Annotated in this window: 16 protein-coding genes and 2 pseudogenes; 10 read left to right on the forward strand and 8 right to left on the reverse strand. The window is 68.2% G+C overall.

All coding sequences use genetic code 11. The features are described from left to right. Positions 1-31 precede the first annotated feature (31 nt). Positions 32-709: an alpha/beta fold hydrolase gene (locus ABEB03_RS27410; protein WP_345655053.1), complete on the forward strand. Its 678-nt coding sequence runs from the start codon at positions 32-34 to the stop codon at positions 707-709. A gap of 254 nt (positions 710-963) precedes the next feature. Here ABEB03_RS27410 and ABEB03_RS27415 read toward each other — a convergent pair whose 3' ends face one another. After that, entirely contained in the window at positions 964-1,173 is a 210-nt protein-coding gene (locus ABEB03_RS27415) for a hypothetical protein (RefSeq protein WP_345655055.1), read from the reverse strand. 114 nt (positions 1,174-1,287) lie between these two features. Between ABEB03_RS27415 and tnpA the strand changes: the two are divergent. Beyond that, positions 1,288-1,518: pseudogene (gene tnpA / locus ABEB03_RS27420) on the forward strand (IS200/IS605 family transposase); the annotation flags it as partial. Between the two features lie 348 nt (positions 1,519-1,866). On the opposite strand, the gene ABEB03_RS27425 reads toward tnpA, so the two are convergent. Further along, positions 1,867-2,061 (reverse strand): TetR/AcrR family transcriptional regulator, encoded by a 195-nt coding sequence (locus tag ABEB03_RS27425; RefSeq protein ID WP_345655058.1) that lies wholly within the window; start codon positions 2,059-2,061, stop codon positions 1,867-1,869. Positions 2,062-2,382: 321 nt separating this feature from the next. After that, a complete protein-coding gene (locus ABEB03_RS27430) occupies positions 2,383-2,856 on the reverse strand; it encodes a cupin domain-containing protein (protein WP_345655062.1) in 474 nt (157 codons plus the stop codon). Between the two features lie 338 nt (positions 2,857-3,194). On the opposite strand from ABEB03_RS27430, the gene ABEB03_RS27435 reads away from it, so the two are divergent. The 4 genes and pseudogenes from ABEB03_RS27435 (at position 3,195) to ABEB03_RS27450 (ending at position 5,755) form a co-directional block, all read left to right on the forward strand. Continuing rightward, a complete protein-coding gene (locus ABEB03_RS27435) occupies positions 3,195-3,833 on the forward strand; it encodes a TetR/AcrR family transcriptional regulator (protein ID WP_345655064.1) in 639 nt (212 codons plus the stop codon). 198 nt (positions 3,834-4,031) lie between these two features. Further along, positions 4,032-4,778 (forward strand): hypothetical protein, encoded by a 747-nt coding sequence (locus tag ABEB03_RS27440; protein ID WP_345655066.1) that lies wholly within the window; start codon positions 4,032-4,034, stop codon positions 4,776-4,778. Between the two features lie 398 nt (positions 4,779-5,176). Beyond that, a pseudogene (locus ABEB03_RS27445) lies at positions 5,177-5,398 on the forward strand (IS5/IS1182 family transposase); the annotation flags it as partial. After that, positions 5,375-5,755 (forward strand): hypothetical protein, encoded by a 381-nt coding sequence (locus tag ABEB03_RS27450; protein ID WP_345655360.1) that lies wholly within the window; start codon positions 5,375-5,377, stop codon positions 5,753-5,755. The pseudogene ABEB03_RS27445 and the gene ABEB03_RS27450, both read left to right, overlap by 24 nt. Here the strand turns inward: ABEB03_RS27450 and ABEB03_RS27455 are convergent. Continuing rightward, entirely contained in the window at positions 5,752-6,324 is a 573-nt protein-coding gene (locus ABEB03_RS27455; RefSeq protein ID WP_345655068.1) for a GNAT family N-acetyltransferase, read from the reverse strand. The two genes, ABEB03_RS27450 and ABEB03_RS27455, sit on opposite strands and share 4 nt — an antisense overlap. Before the next feature lie 661 nt (positions 6,325-6,985). Here ABEB03_RS27455 and ABEB03_RS27460 point away from each other — a divergent pair. Together ABEB03_RS27460 and ABEB03_RS27465 are read left to right on the forward strand one after the other, a co-directional pair. After that, positions 6,986-8,197 carry a 4-hydroxybenzoate 3-monooxygenase gene (locus tag ABEB03_RS27460; RefSeq protein ID WP_345655070.1) on the forward strand — a complete coding sequence of 404 codons (1,212 nt, stop codon included), beginning with the start codon at positions 6,986-6,988 and terminating at the stop codon, positions 8,195-8,197. A 75-nt stretch (positions 8,198-8,272) separates the two neighbouring features. Beyond that, on the forward strand, positions 8,273-10,069 hold the full coding sequence (locus tag ABEB03_RS27465) for a methyltransferase (RefSeq protein ID WP_345655072.1): 1,797 nt from the start codon (positions 8,273-8,275) through the stop codon (positions 10,067-10,069). A 989-nt stretch (positions 10,070-11,058) separates the two neighbouring features. Here ABEB03_RS27465 and ABEB03_RS27470 read toward each other — a convergent pair. Beyond that, positions 11,059-11,532, reverse strand: a complete 474-nt coding sequence (locus ABEB03_RS27470; protein WP_345655074.1) for a macro domain-containing protein — start codon at positions 11,530-11,532, stop codon at positions 11,059-11,061. A 247-nt stretch (positions 11,533-11,779) separates the two neighbouring features. Here ABEB03_RS27470 and ABEB03_RS27475 point away from each other — a divergent pair, with 247 nt between their 5' ends. Next, positions 11,780-12,487, forward strand: a complete 708-nt coding sequence (locus tag ABEB03_RS27475) for a hypothetical protein (RefSeq protein ID WP_345655076.1) — start codon at positions 11,780-11,782, stop codon at positions 12,485-12,487. A 419-nt stretch (positions 12,488-12,906) separates the two neighbouring features. Here the strand turns inward: ABEB03_RS27475 and ABEB03_RS27480 are convergent, their stop codons facing one another. The 3 genes from ABEB03_RS27480 to ABEB03_RS27490 all read right to left on the reverse strand — a co-directional run bounded on the left by ABEB03_RS27480 (position 12,907) and on the right by ABEB03_RS27490 (position 15,597). After that, positions 12,907-13,410: a hypothetical protein gene (locus tag ABEB03_RS27480; RefSeq protein ID WP_345655362.1), complete on the reverse strand. Its 504-nt coding sequence runs from the start codon at positions 13,408-13,410 to the stop codon at positions 12,907-12,909. Between the two features lie 2 nt (positions 13,411-13,412). Beyond that, complete coding sequence (locus ABEB03_RS27485; RefSeq protein WP_345655363.1) at positions 13,413-14,678, reverse strand: molybdopterin-dependent oxidoreductase; 1,266 nt, start codon at positions 14,676-14,678, stop codon at positions 13,413-13,415. Positions 14,679-14,859: 181 nt separating this feature from the next. Further along, complete coding sequence (locus tag ABEB03_RS27490; RefSeq protein ID WP_345655079.1) at positions 14,860-15,597, reverse strand: flavodoxin family protein; 738 nt, start codon at positions 15,595-15,597, stop codon at positions 14,860-14,862. Positions 15,598-15,773: 176 nt separating this feature from the next. Here ABEB03_RS27490 and ABEB03_RS27495 point away from each other — a divergent pair, with 176 nt between their 5' ends. Beyond that, positions 15,774-17,465 carry an acetolactate synthase large subunit gene (locus tag ABEB03_RS27495; RefSeq protein ID WP_345655082.1) on the forward strand — a complete coding sequence of 564 codons (1,692 nt, stop codon included), beginning with the start codon at positions 15,774-15,776 and terminating at the stop codon, positions 17,463-17,465. Positions 17,466-17,583: the final 118 nt, after the last annotated feature.

Raw genomic sequence — 17,583 nt, forward strand, 5'->3', positions numbered from 1 at the left:
TCCTGTTCCGCTACTACGAGAGGCAGTTTCCATGAGTACTATCCTCCTCGTTCACGGAGCTATCGCGGACGGGTCATCGTGGAGCAGGGTCATTCCGCTCCTGCAGGCGGCCGGGCATGAAGCCGTCGCCGTACAGCAGCCCCTCTCGTCGATTCCCGACGACGTCGCCAAGGTCCGCAGCGCGCTCGACAGGCTGGCGGGCCCCGTGGTCATCGTCGGCCACTCCTTCGGCGGCGTGGTCATCACACAGGCCGCACACGACGCTCCGAACGTGAGCGCCTTGGTCTACGTCGCGGCCTTCGCCCCCGACGAGGGCGAGAGTGCGCAGAGCCTCGGCGAGCCCTTCGGGCAGCTGGAGTCCGCGTCCCACTTCAAGATCGACAAACAGGGGCGCTTCACGCTGCCGCAGGACCTCTTCCCGACGTACTTCTGCCCAGACGTCGAACCGCAGCAGGCCAAGGTCATGGCCGCCGTCCAGGGTCCGAGCGACGCCGCCCGCTTCGGCTTCGTCTCCGGACCACCGGCGTGGCGCGAGCACCCGACGCACTTCGTGGTATCCGAGAACGACCAGATCATCCCTCCAGCCCTCGAGCACTTCTGCGCCGAGCGCATGGGCGCCAAGACCACCGTCGCAGTGGGCGCCAGCCACTCGGTGATGGTCTCCCAGCCCCAGGTGGTGGCACAGGCCATTCTCGAAGCGGCGCGCTGACGGCTGGATGACAGCGCGTCAGTAAAGGGAAACGCGTCTTTCCCTGCTGAGATGCCTCACCAGTGATCGGCGGGCCGTCTGTGCTGAAGTTGCAGCCGGCCCGCCTCGACGTGGTGGTCGTGCTCACCAGTCCGCCAGGCGCCGGTAACGCAACCCGACCCATCCATCGGCGAATGAGCGGGTCTTCACCCGGCCCTCTCAGAACTTCGCTCGCCATCGACCATGCTGGTGGTCTCTGCGCTCCATGAGGCAGGTCAGAGGCTGCGGGCGTTGGTGTCGCCGTGAGTGGTGGTCGCGTTGATGGTCACGGCCGGGATGCCGTCGTTCTTCAGCATGTTGTCGATGCGGCCGTAACCGGTCCTGGCGTCAAGACAGGCGGAGACACCGTGGGCGCCGCCACTGGTGATGTCGCCCATCTGCGTACTCAGGGTGAGGTTGCCGTGAGTGGCTTCAATGACGGTCACGTCGCCTTGTGCGTGCTGATTTCACCGGGGCCGTTCAGGCGGCCGACGCGTGGACGGGAGTTTCATTCACTGATCCACCAACACACTAGAGATCTTCAACAGTGCGGGTAACGCGATCACGTCCATCTCCTGGTGCACTACCCGCCCAAGGTCACCGTCTCGAAGCTGGTCAACAGCCTCAAAGGTGCATCCGCCCGCCGGATACGGCAGAAGTTCACCGGTCAGACCAACCGCGCCATCATGCACGGACACCTGTGGTCGCCCTCGTATTTCTCGGCCTCGTGCGGCGGAGCACCGTTGGCGATCGTCCGCCAGTACATCGAGGAGCAAAAACGCCCGCTCTAAAGTGCACGTCAGAGCAGCCTTGAGATGCATTCATCCCCGGCATGAACGCCGAGGCTTTCTGCAAGAGTCCCGGTAAGAAACCTCTGGGCGCTCGCTCAGCCCGAAGACGGCGCTCACCGATTCCTGGGCCCAGGACACCAGCGCGTCGCGATAGTCGTGGACCTGAGCCACGGCCGCCGCGCTGGCGTCCTGTTGCACGATACTCAGACCCATCAGCAACTTCACGCCGTGCGGATGACGCCGGTGCGCGTCCTCTACCTCTTGGAGGAAGGTGTCCAGGCGCCGCGCGACGTCGGCGCCCGGCACCTCGACCGGAGGCAGGGCCGACAGCAGAGCGATCCTGGCGCGCTACAGCATCGCAACGTAGATCCCCTCCTTGCTGCCGAAGTGCCAGTAGATGGAACTGGTCGGCAGCCCGCATGCGGTGGAGATCATCGAGATCGAGGTGGCCGCGTAGCCGTGCTGCGACATCAGCTCGCTGGCGGTGTCGAGAATCGCGTCGCGGGACCGCACACCACGGTCCTCGGCCGGTGCCTGCGTCATACGGCCGACTCTAGAGGAAGGTCGACCACCTGCGGACCCCCAGCCCTTACCCGGTTCGGCCCCGATCGGCGGCTGTCACATCTCCACGGGCGCGACGGCGTCGTGCCGGGGGTGGCTTTGGCGTCGAGGAAGCGGGCGTGAAGCAGGCCAGGCTACAGATTACGCGGAGCCGACCCCACGCAAGTCGCACTCCGCTGGGCAGTCCCGCGAACGCGTGGCGGACCGTCATGCGTTCGCGGAACTGCCCTTGCAGCATGCGCGTCCGAGCGGGGCGCTGCAGGGTGCCTGATGCATGCGTATCGCCGCGCAGCCGGATACGGATTACCGCGAGGAGGCCGACCGCCAGTCGGGGAGGTCTTCGAAGTGCACGTCGTAGCGGTGCTGCTCGGGCAGCAGCGACGCGAATTCCGCCTCACCACGGCTGATGGCGGCCAGCTGTTCGAAATAGCCGAACCGTTCGATACCCGGGCTGAGGACGACCACGACGTCAGCCACCTCGCCCTCTGCCGCCCCGAAGACGTGCGGCAGGTTGGGCGGTACGACGACGAGGCCACCCTTGCCCACCGTGGTCAACGTATCGCCGAGACGGAAGAGCATCGTCCCGTCCAGCACATAGAAGAGCTCATGAGAGAGCTTGTGATGGTGTGGGGGCGCCCCGTCGGCGCCGGCCGCCAGGGTGAGCCGACTGGCGCTGACCGCGCCCCCATCGGCGAGGAGCTCGAACGCGCCGTCCGTGAGTGACGCCCCCGCCGCCTCACCGGGTTGCACCACCAGCGCAGTGGCCTTGGCTTCCATGGTGACTCCCTTCTTTCCCGGCCCGCGCGCCCGCAGAGGCGCCGTGCCGGTCGTGAACACCGGTAATCAACGGTGATCAATTGGGCAACCGCCGGTCACCGGTCAAAGTCCAGCGCCACACGGTCAAGATCCAGCGGCACGGGACCAGACAGCTTCCCGGCCGCACGCCGGTCGCGGCGCGGACCTGCTCGACCATGCCGGGACCTCGAAGGCGCCCGGCAAGGGCGGGGGCAGGCGATCCGCTAGGGACGGCCGGCGGAATCGCATCCTGCTGTACATGTACAGTTGCACAGTACAGCAACTGTACATGTTCAGTCAGGGAGTGCCACACTGCCGCTATGGCAGCGCCGAAGATCCCGCCCCTCGATACCAGCCTCCCCAGCGCGCCCTCGCCCGGTGCGACGCGCTCCCGGGACGGCGAGGCCACACGCGCCACGATCCTGGCGGCAGCCCGCGCGGCCTTCGACGAGAAGGGCTACGCCGAGACGTCGCTGCGCGAGATCGCCAGGAACGCGGGGGTCAGGCCCTCACTCATCGTGCACTTCTACGGCTCGAAGGCAGGCCTGCTGGCCGCCACCGTCGAATGGCCCTTCGACCCCGACACGGTCGTCCGCGAGGTCCTCGCCCAGGGCCCCGACCACATCGGCGAGCGTCTCGCCGACGTGTTCCTGCAGACCTGGGAGAAGGACGGCCGGCCCAACTCCGCTCTCACCCTTCTGCACGCGGCGTGCGAGCGCCCTGAGGCGGCCACCTTGATGCGGGAACTGTTCACCACGTGTGTGGTCCATCCGATCGTCACGGCCATCGGCCCCGAGCAGGCCGATCTCCGGGCCTCCCTGGTCGCCAGCCACCTGCTCGGCCTGCACGTGGGGCGCTACCTGCTGACGTTCGACGCGATCGCGAAGGCGGACGCCGACGTGCTGAAGCAGGCACTGGCATCCACCATCCAGCACCTGTGCACCGGCCCCCTCTGGTAGTCGCCCCCGGGCCCAGACAAGAGCGGCGGCCCCCGCCCAATGCGCGGTAGTCATGGGTGGCCCGTTGGGCAGCCCGCATGTACTTCGCTTGGTTCCACATCAGCCGGCCGCGGCTGGGTGTCACACCGATACGGCGCGCGGCGGGGTCGGCTTTACGATCATCAGAGCACTCACGATTCCGCGTTGAAGGGGAGCAGGATGATTTCCGAGCCGGAGATGGAGGGGGAGTTGGACGCGGCTGCATCCCATGATGTGGTGAGTGATCGCGACCAGCGTGCTGCCGGCCATCTGCGGTCACGAAGACCTTGGGCGTGGGCCCTTGGGGGCGCGGCTGCAGCGTCGGCTTTCTGGGCGGCATCTGTGCTCGTCTTCGGGCTGGGGCAGCAGGAGCCGGACATAGGTGGGTATCGCCTGACCAAGGACTCTTGCCGTGCGGTACGGCTGGTGTCGCTCGCGGCAGCCATCGCGCCGAGGAGTTCCGGCGATCTGACCGACTCGGGATTGTTGAAGCATTCCGCTCTCGATCAGGTCCAGTGCTCGATACATCTTCGGGACGAGGTTGCGGAAGACGGGCCTGGGAGCGGTTGGTCCATCGACTACACCGTCGGGATCTCGGTGGCGCTGCACAAGAAGACCGATCCTGGCACCGAGTTCGAAGCTCTGCGCCGGGTGTCCGATCTGGGTGTGGTTCCGGAAGCCAACGTGAAGTCCGCTCCGTACGTTGGCGAGAAGGCGTATCTGATCACGCGGGATCTGGGTAACACGGAGCTGCGGGTGTTGGAAGGCGGAGCCGTTCTCGTACTGAAGCTTTCCGCCGTACCCAGCTACCTCGACGACGGTTCCGGTGAGGAGGCCGGCGACGGGCCGGACTCTCCCGATCTTTCCGCGTACCAGCCTGCCATGGTCAACGACATGCGTGACCTGATGAGTGACCTCAAACAGTAGGCCCGCGGCTTCCGTTCACCGTGTCGACGACAACCGTGAGGTCGGTTTCGAGGCGGCTCGTTCGACGCGATCGCCAAGGCCGAGGCCGACCTGCTGAAGCAGGCACTGGCATCCACCGTCCAGCACATGTGCACCAGCCCCCCTCTGGCAGGCGGACCCCGGGGCCAACCAGGAGCAGCGGACCACCGCACCGTGGGCGGCGTGAGTCCCTCCGGCCGCTACGGCCCGGGCACCTCACAGCCCGCCGGACTACGTACCGCCGCCCGATCCGGAGGCGACGCCGGCGTACCCGTCCAAGGCACGCCGGCATCGGGAGACGGTGTCCGCGTGGATCCCGGCATGGAGGGGCAGAAAGTGCCGGGAGCGCTCGGGCACGCGGTTCCGGGTCCGCACCGGTGTCGCACGGGTTGGTCATCCCACACCCCCGCCGCAAGGGCGAAGAACTCCCGGCCTGGAAGTGAGACCACAACGGGTCGCACAAACAGGTCCGCGCTCGCGTCGAGCACACCTTCGCGCGCGTGAAAGGCTAGAAGCTCCTGCGTGACTGCCGACTGAGAGGCGACGGAGTTCACCACGGCATGCTCGGCATCGCCCGCCTGCACAACCTCCCCCGCGCCGGACAGGAGACATGGCAGCCGGTCCGGCTTCCCCGACTCCAAGATCGTTATGGGCAGACCTCAGTCGCCCTGGAGGTGGAGTTCCAGGCTCGCGACTTCCGCGCAACGCTGGGCCAGCTCGCGGATCGTCCGCAGTATGTCCCGTTCCCGCTGCCCTTCACCAGATCACAGGTGGCGTCGACCTCGGAGATGAACCGGTGCATGTCCATCGACGTGAGGATCGCCCATGAACGGCACGAACTCCTCGGCATGCCCACCACCGAAGCGTCCGTCAACATCACCCGCAGCCGCCTCGGACGCCGCACCCGTCAAGGCTTCCTCACCCAGCCGGGTCGAGGCCGCTACCAGAAGCGGACCTAGCCGGCTGGGATCGGCACGGCCGTCGGTCGCCATTCTCGCTTGAGCAATCCGAACACCCACGAGTCGGATACCTCTCCGTTCACGACGCAGTCTTCCCGCAACGTCCCTTCACGCACGAATCCGATCTTCTCCAGTACCCGGGCGGATGCCGCGTTGCGCGTATCGGCCTCGGCCTGGACTCGGTTCAGGTCCAGTGTGTCGAATGCCCATTGCAGCAAGGCGCGCGCCGCCTCCGTCGCGTAGCCATGGCCCCACATCGCCTCGTCGAGGCAGTAGCCCAACGACGCGCTGCGGTAGTCCGGGTTCCATCCGGTCAGCACGCACCAGCCGACGAAGGCCCCGTCGGAAGCACGGTCGATGGCAACCCGTGCCCCGGTGCCTTCGTCCGCCATCTTCCGGCACATCGCGATGAAGTGGTCGGCGCGGGCCCGTTCGGTCCATGGTGGGGAGTCCCAGTAGCGCATCACGTAGGTGCTGCTGTGCAGCGCGAAGAGAGGGTCCGCATCGGTGTCGGCAAAGGGGCGCAGCCGCAGGCGAGCGGTGTGCAGTATGGGGGTGGCCAAAGTCATGCGCACCATCTTGCGTCCTCAAGGGGCGGGCAGAGCAACGAATTTCGATCCCCGTCCGGTCCTCACGACCCAAGGCTCCGGATACCAACTCCGAGCAACGAGTCGGGGCTGGGCGTCCGGGGCGACCCCCGCCACGGGTGGGATGCCGTCGACCAGCTGCAGGGCCCAGGTAACGTCGTTCACGTTGGCGGCGGTGGTGATGACCCCGAACGGGGTACCGCGCCCGTCGCAGATCAGGTGCTACTTCCTGCCTGGCTCGCGCCCGTCGACCGACGTCGGCTCCCATTGGGTGAGCAATAGCCCCCGAGTTCCGCCTTCGTCCCTCAGTTCCTGGCACCGCTGAGAGTGCGTGGACCTGGGCCTGGTACCTGCAAAGACAGCCCTGGGAACCAGGCCCGTCAGCGTCGCCCCCGCCGGTCACTGCAGTTCGGCCTCGCTGACGAGGCCTCACAGTCACGCCGACGGAGCTTCGGCGGCAGATGTCGCGATCGCCACCGACCCCAGAGGCACGCCCCTTCAAGCGACCTGCACGTATGTCACCGACGTCCCAGAGCACCACAGCCAGGGCCCGTCCGGAGTCGTGATCTCTTTCCCGTTCGAGTCGCGCATTCAGGTGATTTCTGCACAAACACAGATTTTAGGCTACTTAGTATCTTGTTCCATGACATACAGAAACAGAAGACCGCGACGGGCCGCCCACGCGACCGATGTGGTCGTCCTCGGGGCCGGCCCGGCCGGCCTCGTACTCGGCAACATCCTTCTGGACCGGGGAATCGACTGCGTCGTCCTGGAGCGGGCCGAGCGCACACACGTGCAGACGCGGGCACGTGCCGGGTTCCTGGCCGCCAACACCGTTCGGATCCTTACGCGGAACGGTCTCGCCGGGGGGCTGCACCGGCGTGGACAGATCCACAGCACCTGCGAGTTCCGTACCGAGGACGGCCGGTTCCGGCTGGACTACAGCGGGCTCGGGCCGAGGGAACGGCACACCGTCTACCCCCAACAGGAACTGGTGACCGACCTGTTGACGCAGTTCCTGGAACGCGGCGGACGGATCCGTTTCGGCACCGAAGCCGTAACCGTGCGCGACGCCGACACCGCGCGGCCCGAGGTGGCCGTACGCGAGGCCGATGGGCGGCCCGGCACGTGGCGGGCGCGCTACGTGGCCGGCTGCGACGGGCGTCACGGCGCGGCCCGGCGTTCACTGCCGGCTCGCGCGGTCCGCCACCACCGCGATCACGGCGTGACCTGGCTCGGTCTGCTCGCCGAGGCACCACCCAGTCTGGACGCCGTCGGGTACGCGGTGCACGAGCGCGGGTTCGCCGGGCACATGGCCCGCACCAGCAAGGTCACCCGCTACTACCTGCAGTGCGAGCGCGGCACCCCGGCCGACACCTGGTCCGAGGAGCGGATCTGGGACGAGCTGGAGCTGCGGATGCGGACCCGCGAGTACGGCCCGCTGCGCCGCGGGCGCGTCGTGCAGCGTTCCGTCCTCGACCTTGAGTCCGACGTCCTCGAACCGCTGCGCCACGGCGCGCTGTTCCTCGTGGGTGACGCCGCCGGCCTGATCAGCCCGTCCGCCGCGAAGGGCGCCAATCTTGCGGTCCTCGAAGCGGAGATCCTGGCCCACGCCCTGATCGACGACCTGACCGCCGGGGACCCCGAGGGCCTCGACGCCTACTCGGCACGGTGCCTGACGCACATCTGGCGGGCGCAGGAGTTCTCGCACTGGATGATCGGCCTGCTGCACGGCCCGTCCGGTGCGGACGGCGAATCGCTGTTCCACAACTCCCTGCGGCGCTCCCGCCTCGCCTCGCTGCGCACCTCGCGCACCAAGCAGGACTGGTTCGCCGAGCACTACGTCGGCGTCTGACCCGTCGCCCCCGGACTGCGCACCCGCGTACATCCGTCTGCATACATCCGAACCCGGAATGAGGATCCCTCCGCAATGATCACGGCATTGTCGGGAGATACGTCCCGCCTGCGCGCGACGGCCGACTTCGTCAAGGAACAGGACACCGCAACGCTGCTCCCGCTCCTGCTTCCCGGGCTCGACGGCCCGGAGCTGCGGTCCCTGGTGGAACGCTGCACCTTCTCGCACGCGGCGCTGCTCGTCTTCCCTCCCGACAAGGCGGCGCTGGACGCCGCGCTCGCCGACTGCGGGCTCGTCGCGGACGCGCCGCCGCGGCCGAGCGTCGTCGTGCGCGAGCGTCTTGCCGTACGGCACAAGCGGTCCGTGGCGGAGCTCGACGTCGGCATCCTGCGTCCCGCGGTGCAGTGCCTGGACGGGACGCGGCGCACGGTCGAGGTGTTCGCGCTGACCGTGCCGCCGGGATCGGACCTCGACACGGTCGCCGTGCACGAGCGGGAGCGACAGCACGAGGCGCATGTGGCCTTCGAGGTCTACGCACCGGACCCGTTGGTGCTGCGCGGCCTGTGCGCGGCCTTCGGACGCTACGGCGCCACCCCGGACGGCGGCGGCTACAACCCGCACGAGAACAGCACGGTGTTCTACTTCACCGCGCCCGCCGAGGCCAAGGCCGGGTACCGGCGCGTGGAGCTGTACGCCCCTGGTGACCACCGCGATGTCCTCGTCGCCCACCTCGACGAGCACCGTAGGCGGCATCCCGCGGAGGCCCTGCTGCGCCTGCTGACCGGGGCGTGGACGACGCAGGCCCTGGCCGCGTTCGCACAGCTGGAGGTGGCCGACGCGATGCATGAGGAGCGGGCCGTCGGCGTGGCGGAACTGGCGCGGGACGTAGGTGCCTTCGCGCCGAACCTGGCCACCCTGCTGCGCTACCTCACCATGGTCGGCGTGGTGAGCGAGGACCGCGACGGTTTCCGGCTCACGGACACCGGCGGGTTGCTGCGCGCGGACGCCGAAGGGTCGATGCGGCCGCTGGCGCTCATGTACGGGGGACCGTTCTACGAGTCCTTCGCCGGGCTCGGGCACACCGTGCGCACCGGGCAGGTCGCTTTCGAACAGCGCTTCGGTGAGAACCACTTCGACCATTTCGCCCGCGATCCCGAACTCGCCGAACTCTTCGACCGGTCGATGGCCGCCGGTTCACGCATGTTCGACCCGCTGCCCGCCCACCCCGTGCTCACCGCGGCGTCCGAGGGGGCCACCGTGGTCGACATCGCGGGCGGCAACGGGGAGTTGCTCGGCCGAATCCTTTCCGCGTACCCCCGCCTGCAGGGCGTCCTGCTGGAGCGTCCGCACACCGTCGAGACCGCCCGCCGCCGCCTCGGGGCGGCCGGCCACACGGCACGGTGCACCTTCCGGGCGGGCGACTTCGCGGACGTACCCGCCGGCGGCGACGTCTACATCCTCTCCCGCGTCCTGCATGACTGGGATGACGACCGATGCCGCGAGATCCTGCGCCACTGCGCCCGCGCGATGTCCGACAGCGCCGATCTGCTCGTCGTCGAACGCGTCCTGCCCACCGACGGCTCGGCCTCGCTGGCCACGGCCTGGGACCTGCACATGATGTGCAACGTCGGTGGCCGCGAACGGTGCGCCGACCACTACGCCCGGCTGTTCGACGACGCGGGCCTCACCCTGGTGGGCCGGGCACGGCTGCCCCTGGACGGCAACGTGCTGCACGTGCGCAGGACCGGGCCGGCGAACATCCAATCCAAGCTTGACACAAGTGTCGAGTTGGCTCTCGAGGGTGTCGTCGGAGGACCGTGCCTTGGTCCGACGGAGACGAACCGGCACCCCCGGGCGGCCGACATCCGCTGAGGTCGCCTTCCCGCCCCACACACAGTGATGCCCTGCCGGGCGTCGTCCGGCAGGGCTCCAGTATCTCGCTCCCCGAACAACGCCCAGCCAGAGGCATGGGGGCCACAGCCACACACCCGCAGGGCGAAGAACACGGCAGCCACCCGACCGGCCAGTCGTTCGAAGTCAACTGTCCCCAGCAGATGCGCCGGTGCCGGCCACGGCCGGCCAGGACGACGGCGGGTGAGCGACCAACCGGCCGGCTGGCCCGCTGGGGGCACGGGTGACGCGAGAGTGGCTCGGACGACAAAGCCGACGGCCGCGGGGCGGGTGCCGACTTGGTGCGGGCATGAGCTGTGCGTACTTCTCCTCCAGCACCACGGACTTGCCCGCGCCGCATGCCGTGCGTCCCTGTCGAGCAGCGCCAACGGGATCAGGACCGAACTCCCGCCGCACGTGGAGGTGATCGGCCACACTTCACCGATCGGACGGTCATCTCGGTCACCGCTGCCACAACAGGCGGTCGCGCCGCACCGGGCCGGCCCCCTTGAACTGGCCCCGGTTTCCGATCTACTCAAGCCCCGGCTTCGCCGAGACGACTGTGCCGGGCAACTCGCTGTGGGAGAGAATGCGGGCGTGACGACTTGAAGACCACCGGCTGGGCGGCAGCACTGGCGCAAGGTCGGAACGTGGGATGCGGTTTCCGACGGGAACCGTTGGATCTGCGCCGCCTGCGGAACGCCCGTCCGGGCAAGGCAGTAGGACTCGGTGCCTGTCTCGATGATGTTGCACTTGAAGGGCACGGTTCGACAGGCTCCGGCGCGCATCACGTCGGATCTCCGCGTACGGAAGCTCGTTTCGCCGGCCGCAGAACCGAGCAGGCAGCCCCTGATGCAGAGCGGGAGAGTGCTGTGGAGGCGACCTGCAACGCAGCCAAGGACGGGGCGGACAGGACTCAGACGGCTCGAACATCGGCTCCGCCCCGCCTCTACGGCCGTCGGCCCGGATGCCTACCGGTCGTAGACGGTGACGTCGACGTCCTGCACGCACAGCGCGGTGGTGATCAACGGCTCGATCCGTGCCCACGTACCGCCGGCCACTTCGCAGCCGATCCGAGGCATGTGAACGCTTGCGCCCAGCTCGAGGGTATGGCCAGCCAGAGCGTCCAGGCAGCGCCTCACGGCGTCGTACCGTATCGGCGGGCCCCCGCTGCCGGTCCGTATCCCACGCTGACCGACCATGTTGGCCACCCAGATGTCAGGCTTCACGCGCACCAGTTGGACAGCCCCGAGCCCAAAGTCGTTCCCACTGCGCCACCGGTGCCAGGCCCGGTACGCGGCCTCCGGCTCGTGCCATCGTCGCGAAACGGCCAGCACGAAGCCCTTGCTCCAACCCCCGATGTCATTGCACACGTGGGCGACTGTCCTCGGCCCTTTGGCCTGCGGACTTGTTGCGTCCCGGGCGATGATCCTTAGCTGTTTCATAGGGCGAGACTCAAGCCACAGTGGGTCCCCGTGAGACGAGGCGGTTTTCCGCAGTGGTGAGTTGAGGGCCGGGCAGTGGATCCACCGGCAAAGACAAGGACCGCTTCGGACGGCTGCGTTTCCGGGCCGGCGCAACCCGGCACAAGCACCTTTCCATGCGTCGCCGTCACGCGCCCCCCTCTCATATGGTCCTGACCGGTGCGGCACAATCGCGGTCAACTGGGAGGGCAACCGTGGGGGTGGGAACGTGGGGCGTTTTGGCTCGCGAAGCCGACGTAACGGCATACCGGACGAGCCGGCGCTACTGGCTGCGGCTGCCGAGAACCCTGGTGGCAGCGTCGCCGAGATCGACCCGACGTATGTCGACGACCCGAACGGCTACGTACCTCCCGAGGCAATCCGCGGCGCGTGGTTGGTGGACAGCAGCGGCAAACTGACAGGCGAGTACGAGGAGAATCCCCGGCACGGCGTGCCGCAGGACGACTTCAGCAAGCTCACTGATCCTGATCACTGGCTCGGCTGGCTCGGCGATGACCCCGCGACCGCCGTCCGGAAGGGCATCGAAGCGTCCTTGCGCGCCCAGGTGGCAGACGCAGTGGTCGAGTGGGTCAAGATCCTTGAAACGCCCCGTTTCCTCACCGGTGGACGTCGACACTCTGAGGACGAGCAGGTCATGTTGGTCACCCGCGCGGCACTCGCCGCGCCCTTTGCGTTGTCCGTGCGCGCAACGCAGCACGGGCGTTCCATCCTCCTGGGAGTGTTCTCCTGGGCGGCGGTGAACCTCTCACCTCCCGAAGTCCGCAAGGACCGGCGCTGGTTTGACCTGGGCGTCGGGCTGGACTGGGCCGGTGAACGGCTTCAACGGCGGATCTACGAGATCGACGGTGACGGCACCAGCGCCGAACAGGTAGAGCGGCAACGCCACTGCGTACCCGCACTCAGAGCGGATGCCTGACGCCGTAGGCGCCCTTGACGCGGAAGAGCCGTCCGAACCCTCAACTAGCCGGCGAACCGGCCTCTTCGTTCACCATTACCCATGGGCACCCACCCGGTCGGCCTTCCGGGTCTTGCCTCGCCGACACTATGCGTACGACTTCCCGGTAGATCACCACAGCTCCGTCACCCTCTTCGGCCGGCACCCGGAAGACCGGCCAGTGGTCGGGATTCAAGAGGACCTCGGACGCGGACCGGACACGCCACTCATCGCCCGGTGGTGACCCGACATCAGCTGCTGTGGGCTGCTCGTGCCGGCGGTGCGCGGGCATCCGGATCCGGCCCCGTCGACCAGCCGCAGATACACCGGTTCACGGCCGGGTCGCTGGGCCGGCGCGTAGGGGTCCTGCTCGGTGCCGTACGGCTTGTCCTCGTCGGCGGTCACGGTGTGGTGCCGTGGCCTGGGGCTGGCAGGTCCTTGTCGCGGCGGTCGGCCCGCCGTGCGCGGCGGAGTCTGATCGCGAAGGCCACTGCGGAGGCGGCGAAGAGCACGCCGGTGATCGCCAGCCATCGGCCGAGGTAGACGCTGTCGGACAGCCCGGTGTCACCGGGGTAGGGGGCGGCGAGCCGGAAGACGAGAGGGAACCAGACCAGCAGGAGCAGGCCGGACAGGAAGGCGGGGACGCGCAGATGGTTGATCCACGCCACTGCTGGTCCTTCGACGGTGCGATGACGCAGTACGGAGAGGGCAGACAGGTCGGCCAGCGAGTACAGGGGCAGCAGAATGAGGTCATGGAGGATGGCCGCGCCGACGAACCAGATCGCCACCTCCAGCGGCCGGACCGCGAACAGGCGCACCATGGCGTAGGCGGTGAGGGCGAACGAGGCGATCAGGACCAGCAGATGCAGGGGACCTGAGCCGTACCAGCGGACGAATCGTGTCATGATCACGCCCTGAACGTGACTCGGTGGACCCACTTCGTGTTGTTCACGCCGGGGTTGGCCGGGACGATGACGCGGGCCGGGTAGCCGTGATCGAGCGAGAGGTCCGCGCCGTTGACGCGGAGGGCGAGCAACGCTCTGGAATCGCGGATCTGGTTGCCCCGTAGCACCACCTTGGTGAACGGGCCGTGCGGTTGGACGGATTCGACGAGGACGTTTTCGGCGTCGGTCATGCCGGCCAGGGCTGCGAGGTCGGCCAGCCGGAGGCCGCTCCAGTTCTGGTCATCGGTGGACCAGCCCTCCACGCAGGCGATCGGCAGCGCGGCGGCGTGCTGGGGCATCGTCAGAAGCTGCTCGCGTGTGAAGACCTGCGGCGCTCCGCGTCCGTGCACCTCCAGCCGCCAGCTGGGGCCGACCATGGCGGGGGTGACGCCGACCTTCGCCGCCGTCTTGTTGATCTGGAAGCCGTTCGGGCCGCTGCCGGGGTCACGGTTGTGTGGTGCGAGGAGCGCGGTGCCGCGCAGCCATCCGCCGATGCTCTGTCCGGCGGTCATGGCGAGGAGGAGCAGCGATCCCGCGCCCACCGTGCCCAGCGCGCCGCGGCGGGTCATCGTCGGCTGAGCGGGGGCGACTGCCACCAGGCCGTCGAGGTCGGGGGGTTCGGGCACGGTGTGGGCAAGGTCGGTGCGCAGCTCGGCGCTCAGACTGCGCGAGCGCAGGGCCCGTCTCATCCGGCCGAGCTTGAGGCACACGTGGACGACGAAGGCGGCGATGAACACCCAGGCGCCGTAGAAGTGCAGGCGATAGAAGGAGCCCGGGAAGACGTAGTAGAGCTGGATGTTGAGGATGCCGGTGACGAACTCGAAGATGACGCCGCCGACCAGCATCAGCAGGGACAGCCGCTCCAGTCCGTGAGCGACGGAGCGCACGGGCAGCCATGCGAAAAGCTTCGGGATGACCGACCACAACTTGGCCAGCAGGACCGGAACGAGGACCACGCCCAAGGTCACATGCACGCCCTGGAGCAGCCGGTAGAGCCAGTACGGATGCGTGGGCCAGCTGAAGAGGTAGAAGCCCAGAACGCCCTTGTCGGGAGTCTTGTCGTTGAGGGGGCTCAGGCTGGGGTTGTAGGAGGCGTAGGACAGCAGTCCGGTGACGAACAGCAGCGGAATGCAGATCAGGAGGACCAGTCCGAACACCGACGTCAGCCAGGGCCCGCGGATCGGACTGCGCCAGAAGCCCGGCCGGAACGGCCCCGGGGGCGCGGGCATCGTGCTGACGCGCTGCGCCGCCGTACGGGTACGGGCGGCCGCCGACGCCACCGCAGCCGCCCCACCGGCCCGTATACGCCTCAGCCGCTCCCGTGCGCGTCTGGTGTCCGGTCGCCGGCGCGCCGGCCCACCGCGTGGGGCCGAACCCGACGGCCGTCCGCCACTTGCTCTCGGCATCTCGCTACCGGTGCTCGGGGTTTTCGTAGTCACGGCGGCAGCCGGCGTCCCAGGCGGTGCGCTGGTTGCCGTAGGCGGGGATGCCACCGAGATCCTTCAACGCCCGTGCCAGGTGCAACAGGTTCCAGGTCATGAAGGTGGTGTTGCGGTTGGTGAAGTCGTTCTCCGGGCCGCCTGAGTCGGGATCGAGGTAGGAGGGGCCGGGACCGGCCTCGCCGATCCATCCCGCGTCCGCCTGGGGCGGGATGGTGTAGCCCAGGTGCTGGAGGCTGTAGAGGACATTCATGGCGCAGTGTTTGACGCCGTCCTCGTTGCCTGTGATCAGGCAGCCGCCCACGCGGCCGTAGTAGGCGTACTGGCCGGCGTCGTTGAGCAGGCTGGAGCATGCGTAGAGGCGTTCGATCACGTGCTTCATCACGGAGCTGTTGTCGCCCAGCCAGATGGGGCCGGCCAGCACGAGGATGTCGGCTGCCAGGACTTGCTGGTACAGGTCGGGCCAGGCGTCGGTCGCCCAGCCGTGCTCCCTCATGTCGGGCCACACGCCGGTGGCGATGTCGTGGTCCACCGCCCGTACGACGTCGACGTGCACTCCTTGTGCGTCCAGGATGGCGGTGCTGCAGTCGATCAGTCCCTCGGTGTTGCTCGTCTCCGGCGAGCGCTTCAACGTGCAGTTGAACACCAGAGCACGTAGGTCGTCGTACCGGGCCGGCGGCGCGTCGGTAGCAGGCGACGAAGTAGTCACACGGTCCTCCCGGAGCCCTGCCGCCGCATGGTGCGCGGCGACTCGTCCACTGCGCCCAGCCTGGAGGCCGACCGCGGCAGCCGCCACCGCAACGCCTCCGAATGGCCCGGCGTTCCGCGCCCCCGATCGGCTGCCGACGAGTGGCCGGGACCGGTGGCCATGCCTACGTTCGTCTCATGGGTACCGAGGGAGCGACCGAGTCGCAGAACACGGCAGCAGTCGAGGACGTCGCGCACCTCTTGGTGCGTTGTCTGCGGGCCGAGGGCGTGGAGTACGTCTTCGGGATCCCCGGTGAGGAGAACATCCGCTTCGTCGACGCGCTGAACGGTTCCGGGATCCGGTACATCCTGGTGCGGCACGAGCAGGCCGCCTCGTTCATGGCGGAGATCTACGGGCGGCTGACCGGGCGGGCGGGGGTGTGTTCGGCGACACTGGGGCCCGGCGCGATCAACCTGCTGCTCGGTACCGCGGACGCCATGACCAACAGTGCGCCCATGGTGGCCCTGGCCGCACAGGGCTCCCTGCGCCGCATCCACAAGGAGTCGCACCAGGTCATCGACCTGGTGTCGATGTTCGCCCCCGTCACTCAGTGGTCGGCACGTATCGAGTGTCCGGACGCCGTGCCGGAGATGACACGCAAGGCGTTCAAGACAGCGCAGAGCGAGCGGCCCGGCGCTGTGTTCCTTGCGGTGCCGGAGGACATCGAAGCGCAGCGGCCCGCCGAGCCTCTGGCGCCCTTGCAGATCGACGCGGTTCGGGCCGACGCGCCATCGCCCTCCCAGATCGCACGGGCCGCCGAGGTGCTCGCGGCCGCCCGGCACCCGGTCGTGCTGGCGGGTCATGGTGCTGCCAGAGCCGGGGCCTCTGCCGCCCTGGTGCGGTTCGCCGAGCGGCTGAGCATCCCGGTCGCGACCACGTTCCACGGCAAGGGCGTCTTCCCCGACGACCACCCGAACGCCCTCGGCGCGGTCGGATTCATGCGCCACGACTACGGCAACTTCGGCTTCGACGCAGCCGACGTGCTGCTCTGCGTGGGCTACGAGATCCAGGAATTCGACCCGGCCAAGATCAACCCGAACGGCGACAAGCGGATCGTGCACATCCACCGCTTCCCCGCCGAGGTGGACGCCCACTACCCGGCCACCGTGGGTATCGTAGGCGACCCCTCACAGGCGCTGGACGCACTCGCGGCAGCACTGCCCGACGAACTCACCTACGACTCGGGAAGCAGCGAGAAGATCCGTGCGCTGCTCGACGAGGAACTCCAGTACGGGCGCGACAACGACGCCTTCCCACTGGTACCCCAGCGCGTCGTGACCGATGTGCGCACCGCGTTGGACCGCCACGACATCGTGCTCGCCGATACCGGCGCCGGGAAGATGTGGATGTCCCGCCTCTACCCGACCTACGAACCGGACACCTGCCTGGTCTCGAACGGCCTGTCCACGATGGGGTTCGCGCTGCCGGGTGCCATCGCCGCAAAGCTGGCCCGGCCGGACCGGCGCGTCCTGGCGATGATGGGCGACGGCTCGTTCCTGATGAACTCTCAGGAACTGGAGACGGCCGTCCGTGAGCGCATCCCACTGGCCGTCCTCGTCCTGGTGGACCAGGAATACGGCCTGATCACCTGGAAGATGGAACTCGAACTGGGCCGCCACAGCCACACCCGGTTCACCAACCCGGACCTGGTGGCCTACGCCGAGAGCTTCGGCGCACGCGGCTACAGGATCGAGGCTGCCGAGCAACTTCTGCCCGTGCTGCGCCACGCCCTCGACGACGACGGGGTTTCCGTGATCGCCTGCCCCGTCGACTACTCCGAGAACCTGCGCCTGACCGACAGACTGGGCGCTCTCCACGGCCCGTTCTGACCCCGAAGCAGCGCCGGCCCACCTCCGGTATCGCGACCGAACTCCCTACCCACTCGCCTCTCCGAGAAGTACGTGATCGGAACCAAGGTCCGCACTCGACACCACTCCTGCGTGGTCA

This window comes from Streptomyces siamensis (assembly GCF_039543605.1).
Classification (GTDB): Bacteria; Actinomycetota; Actinomycetes; order Streptomycetales; family Streptomycetaceae; genus Streptomyces; species Streptomyces siamensis.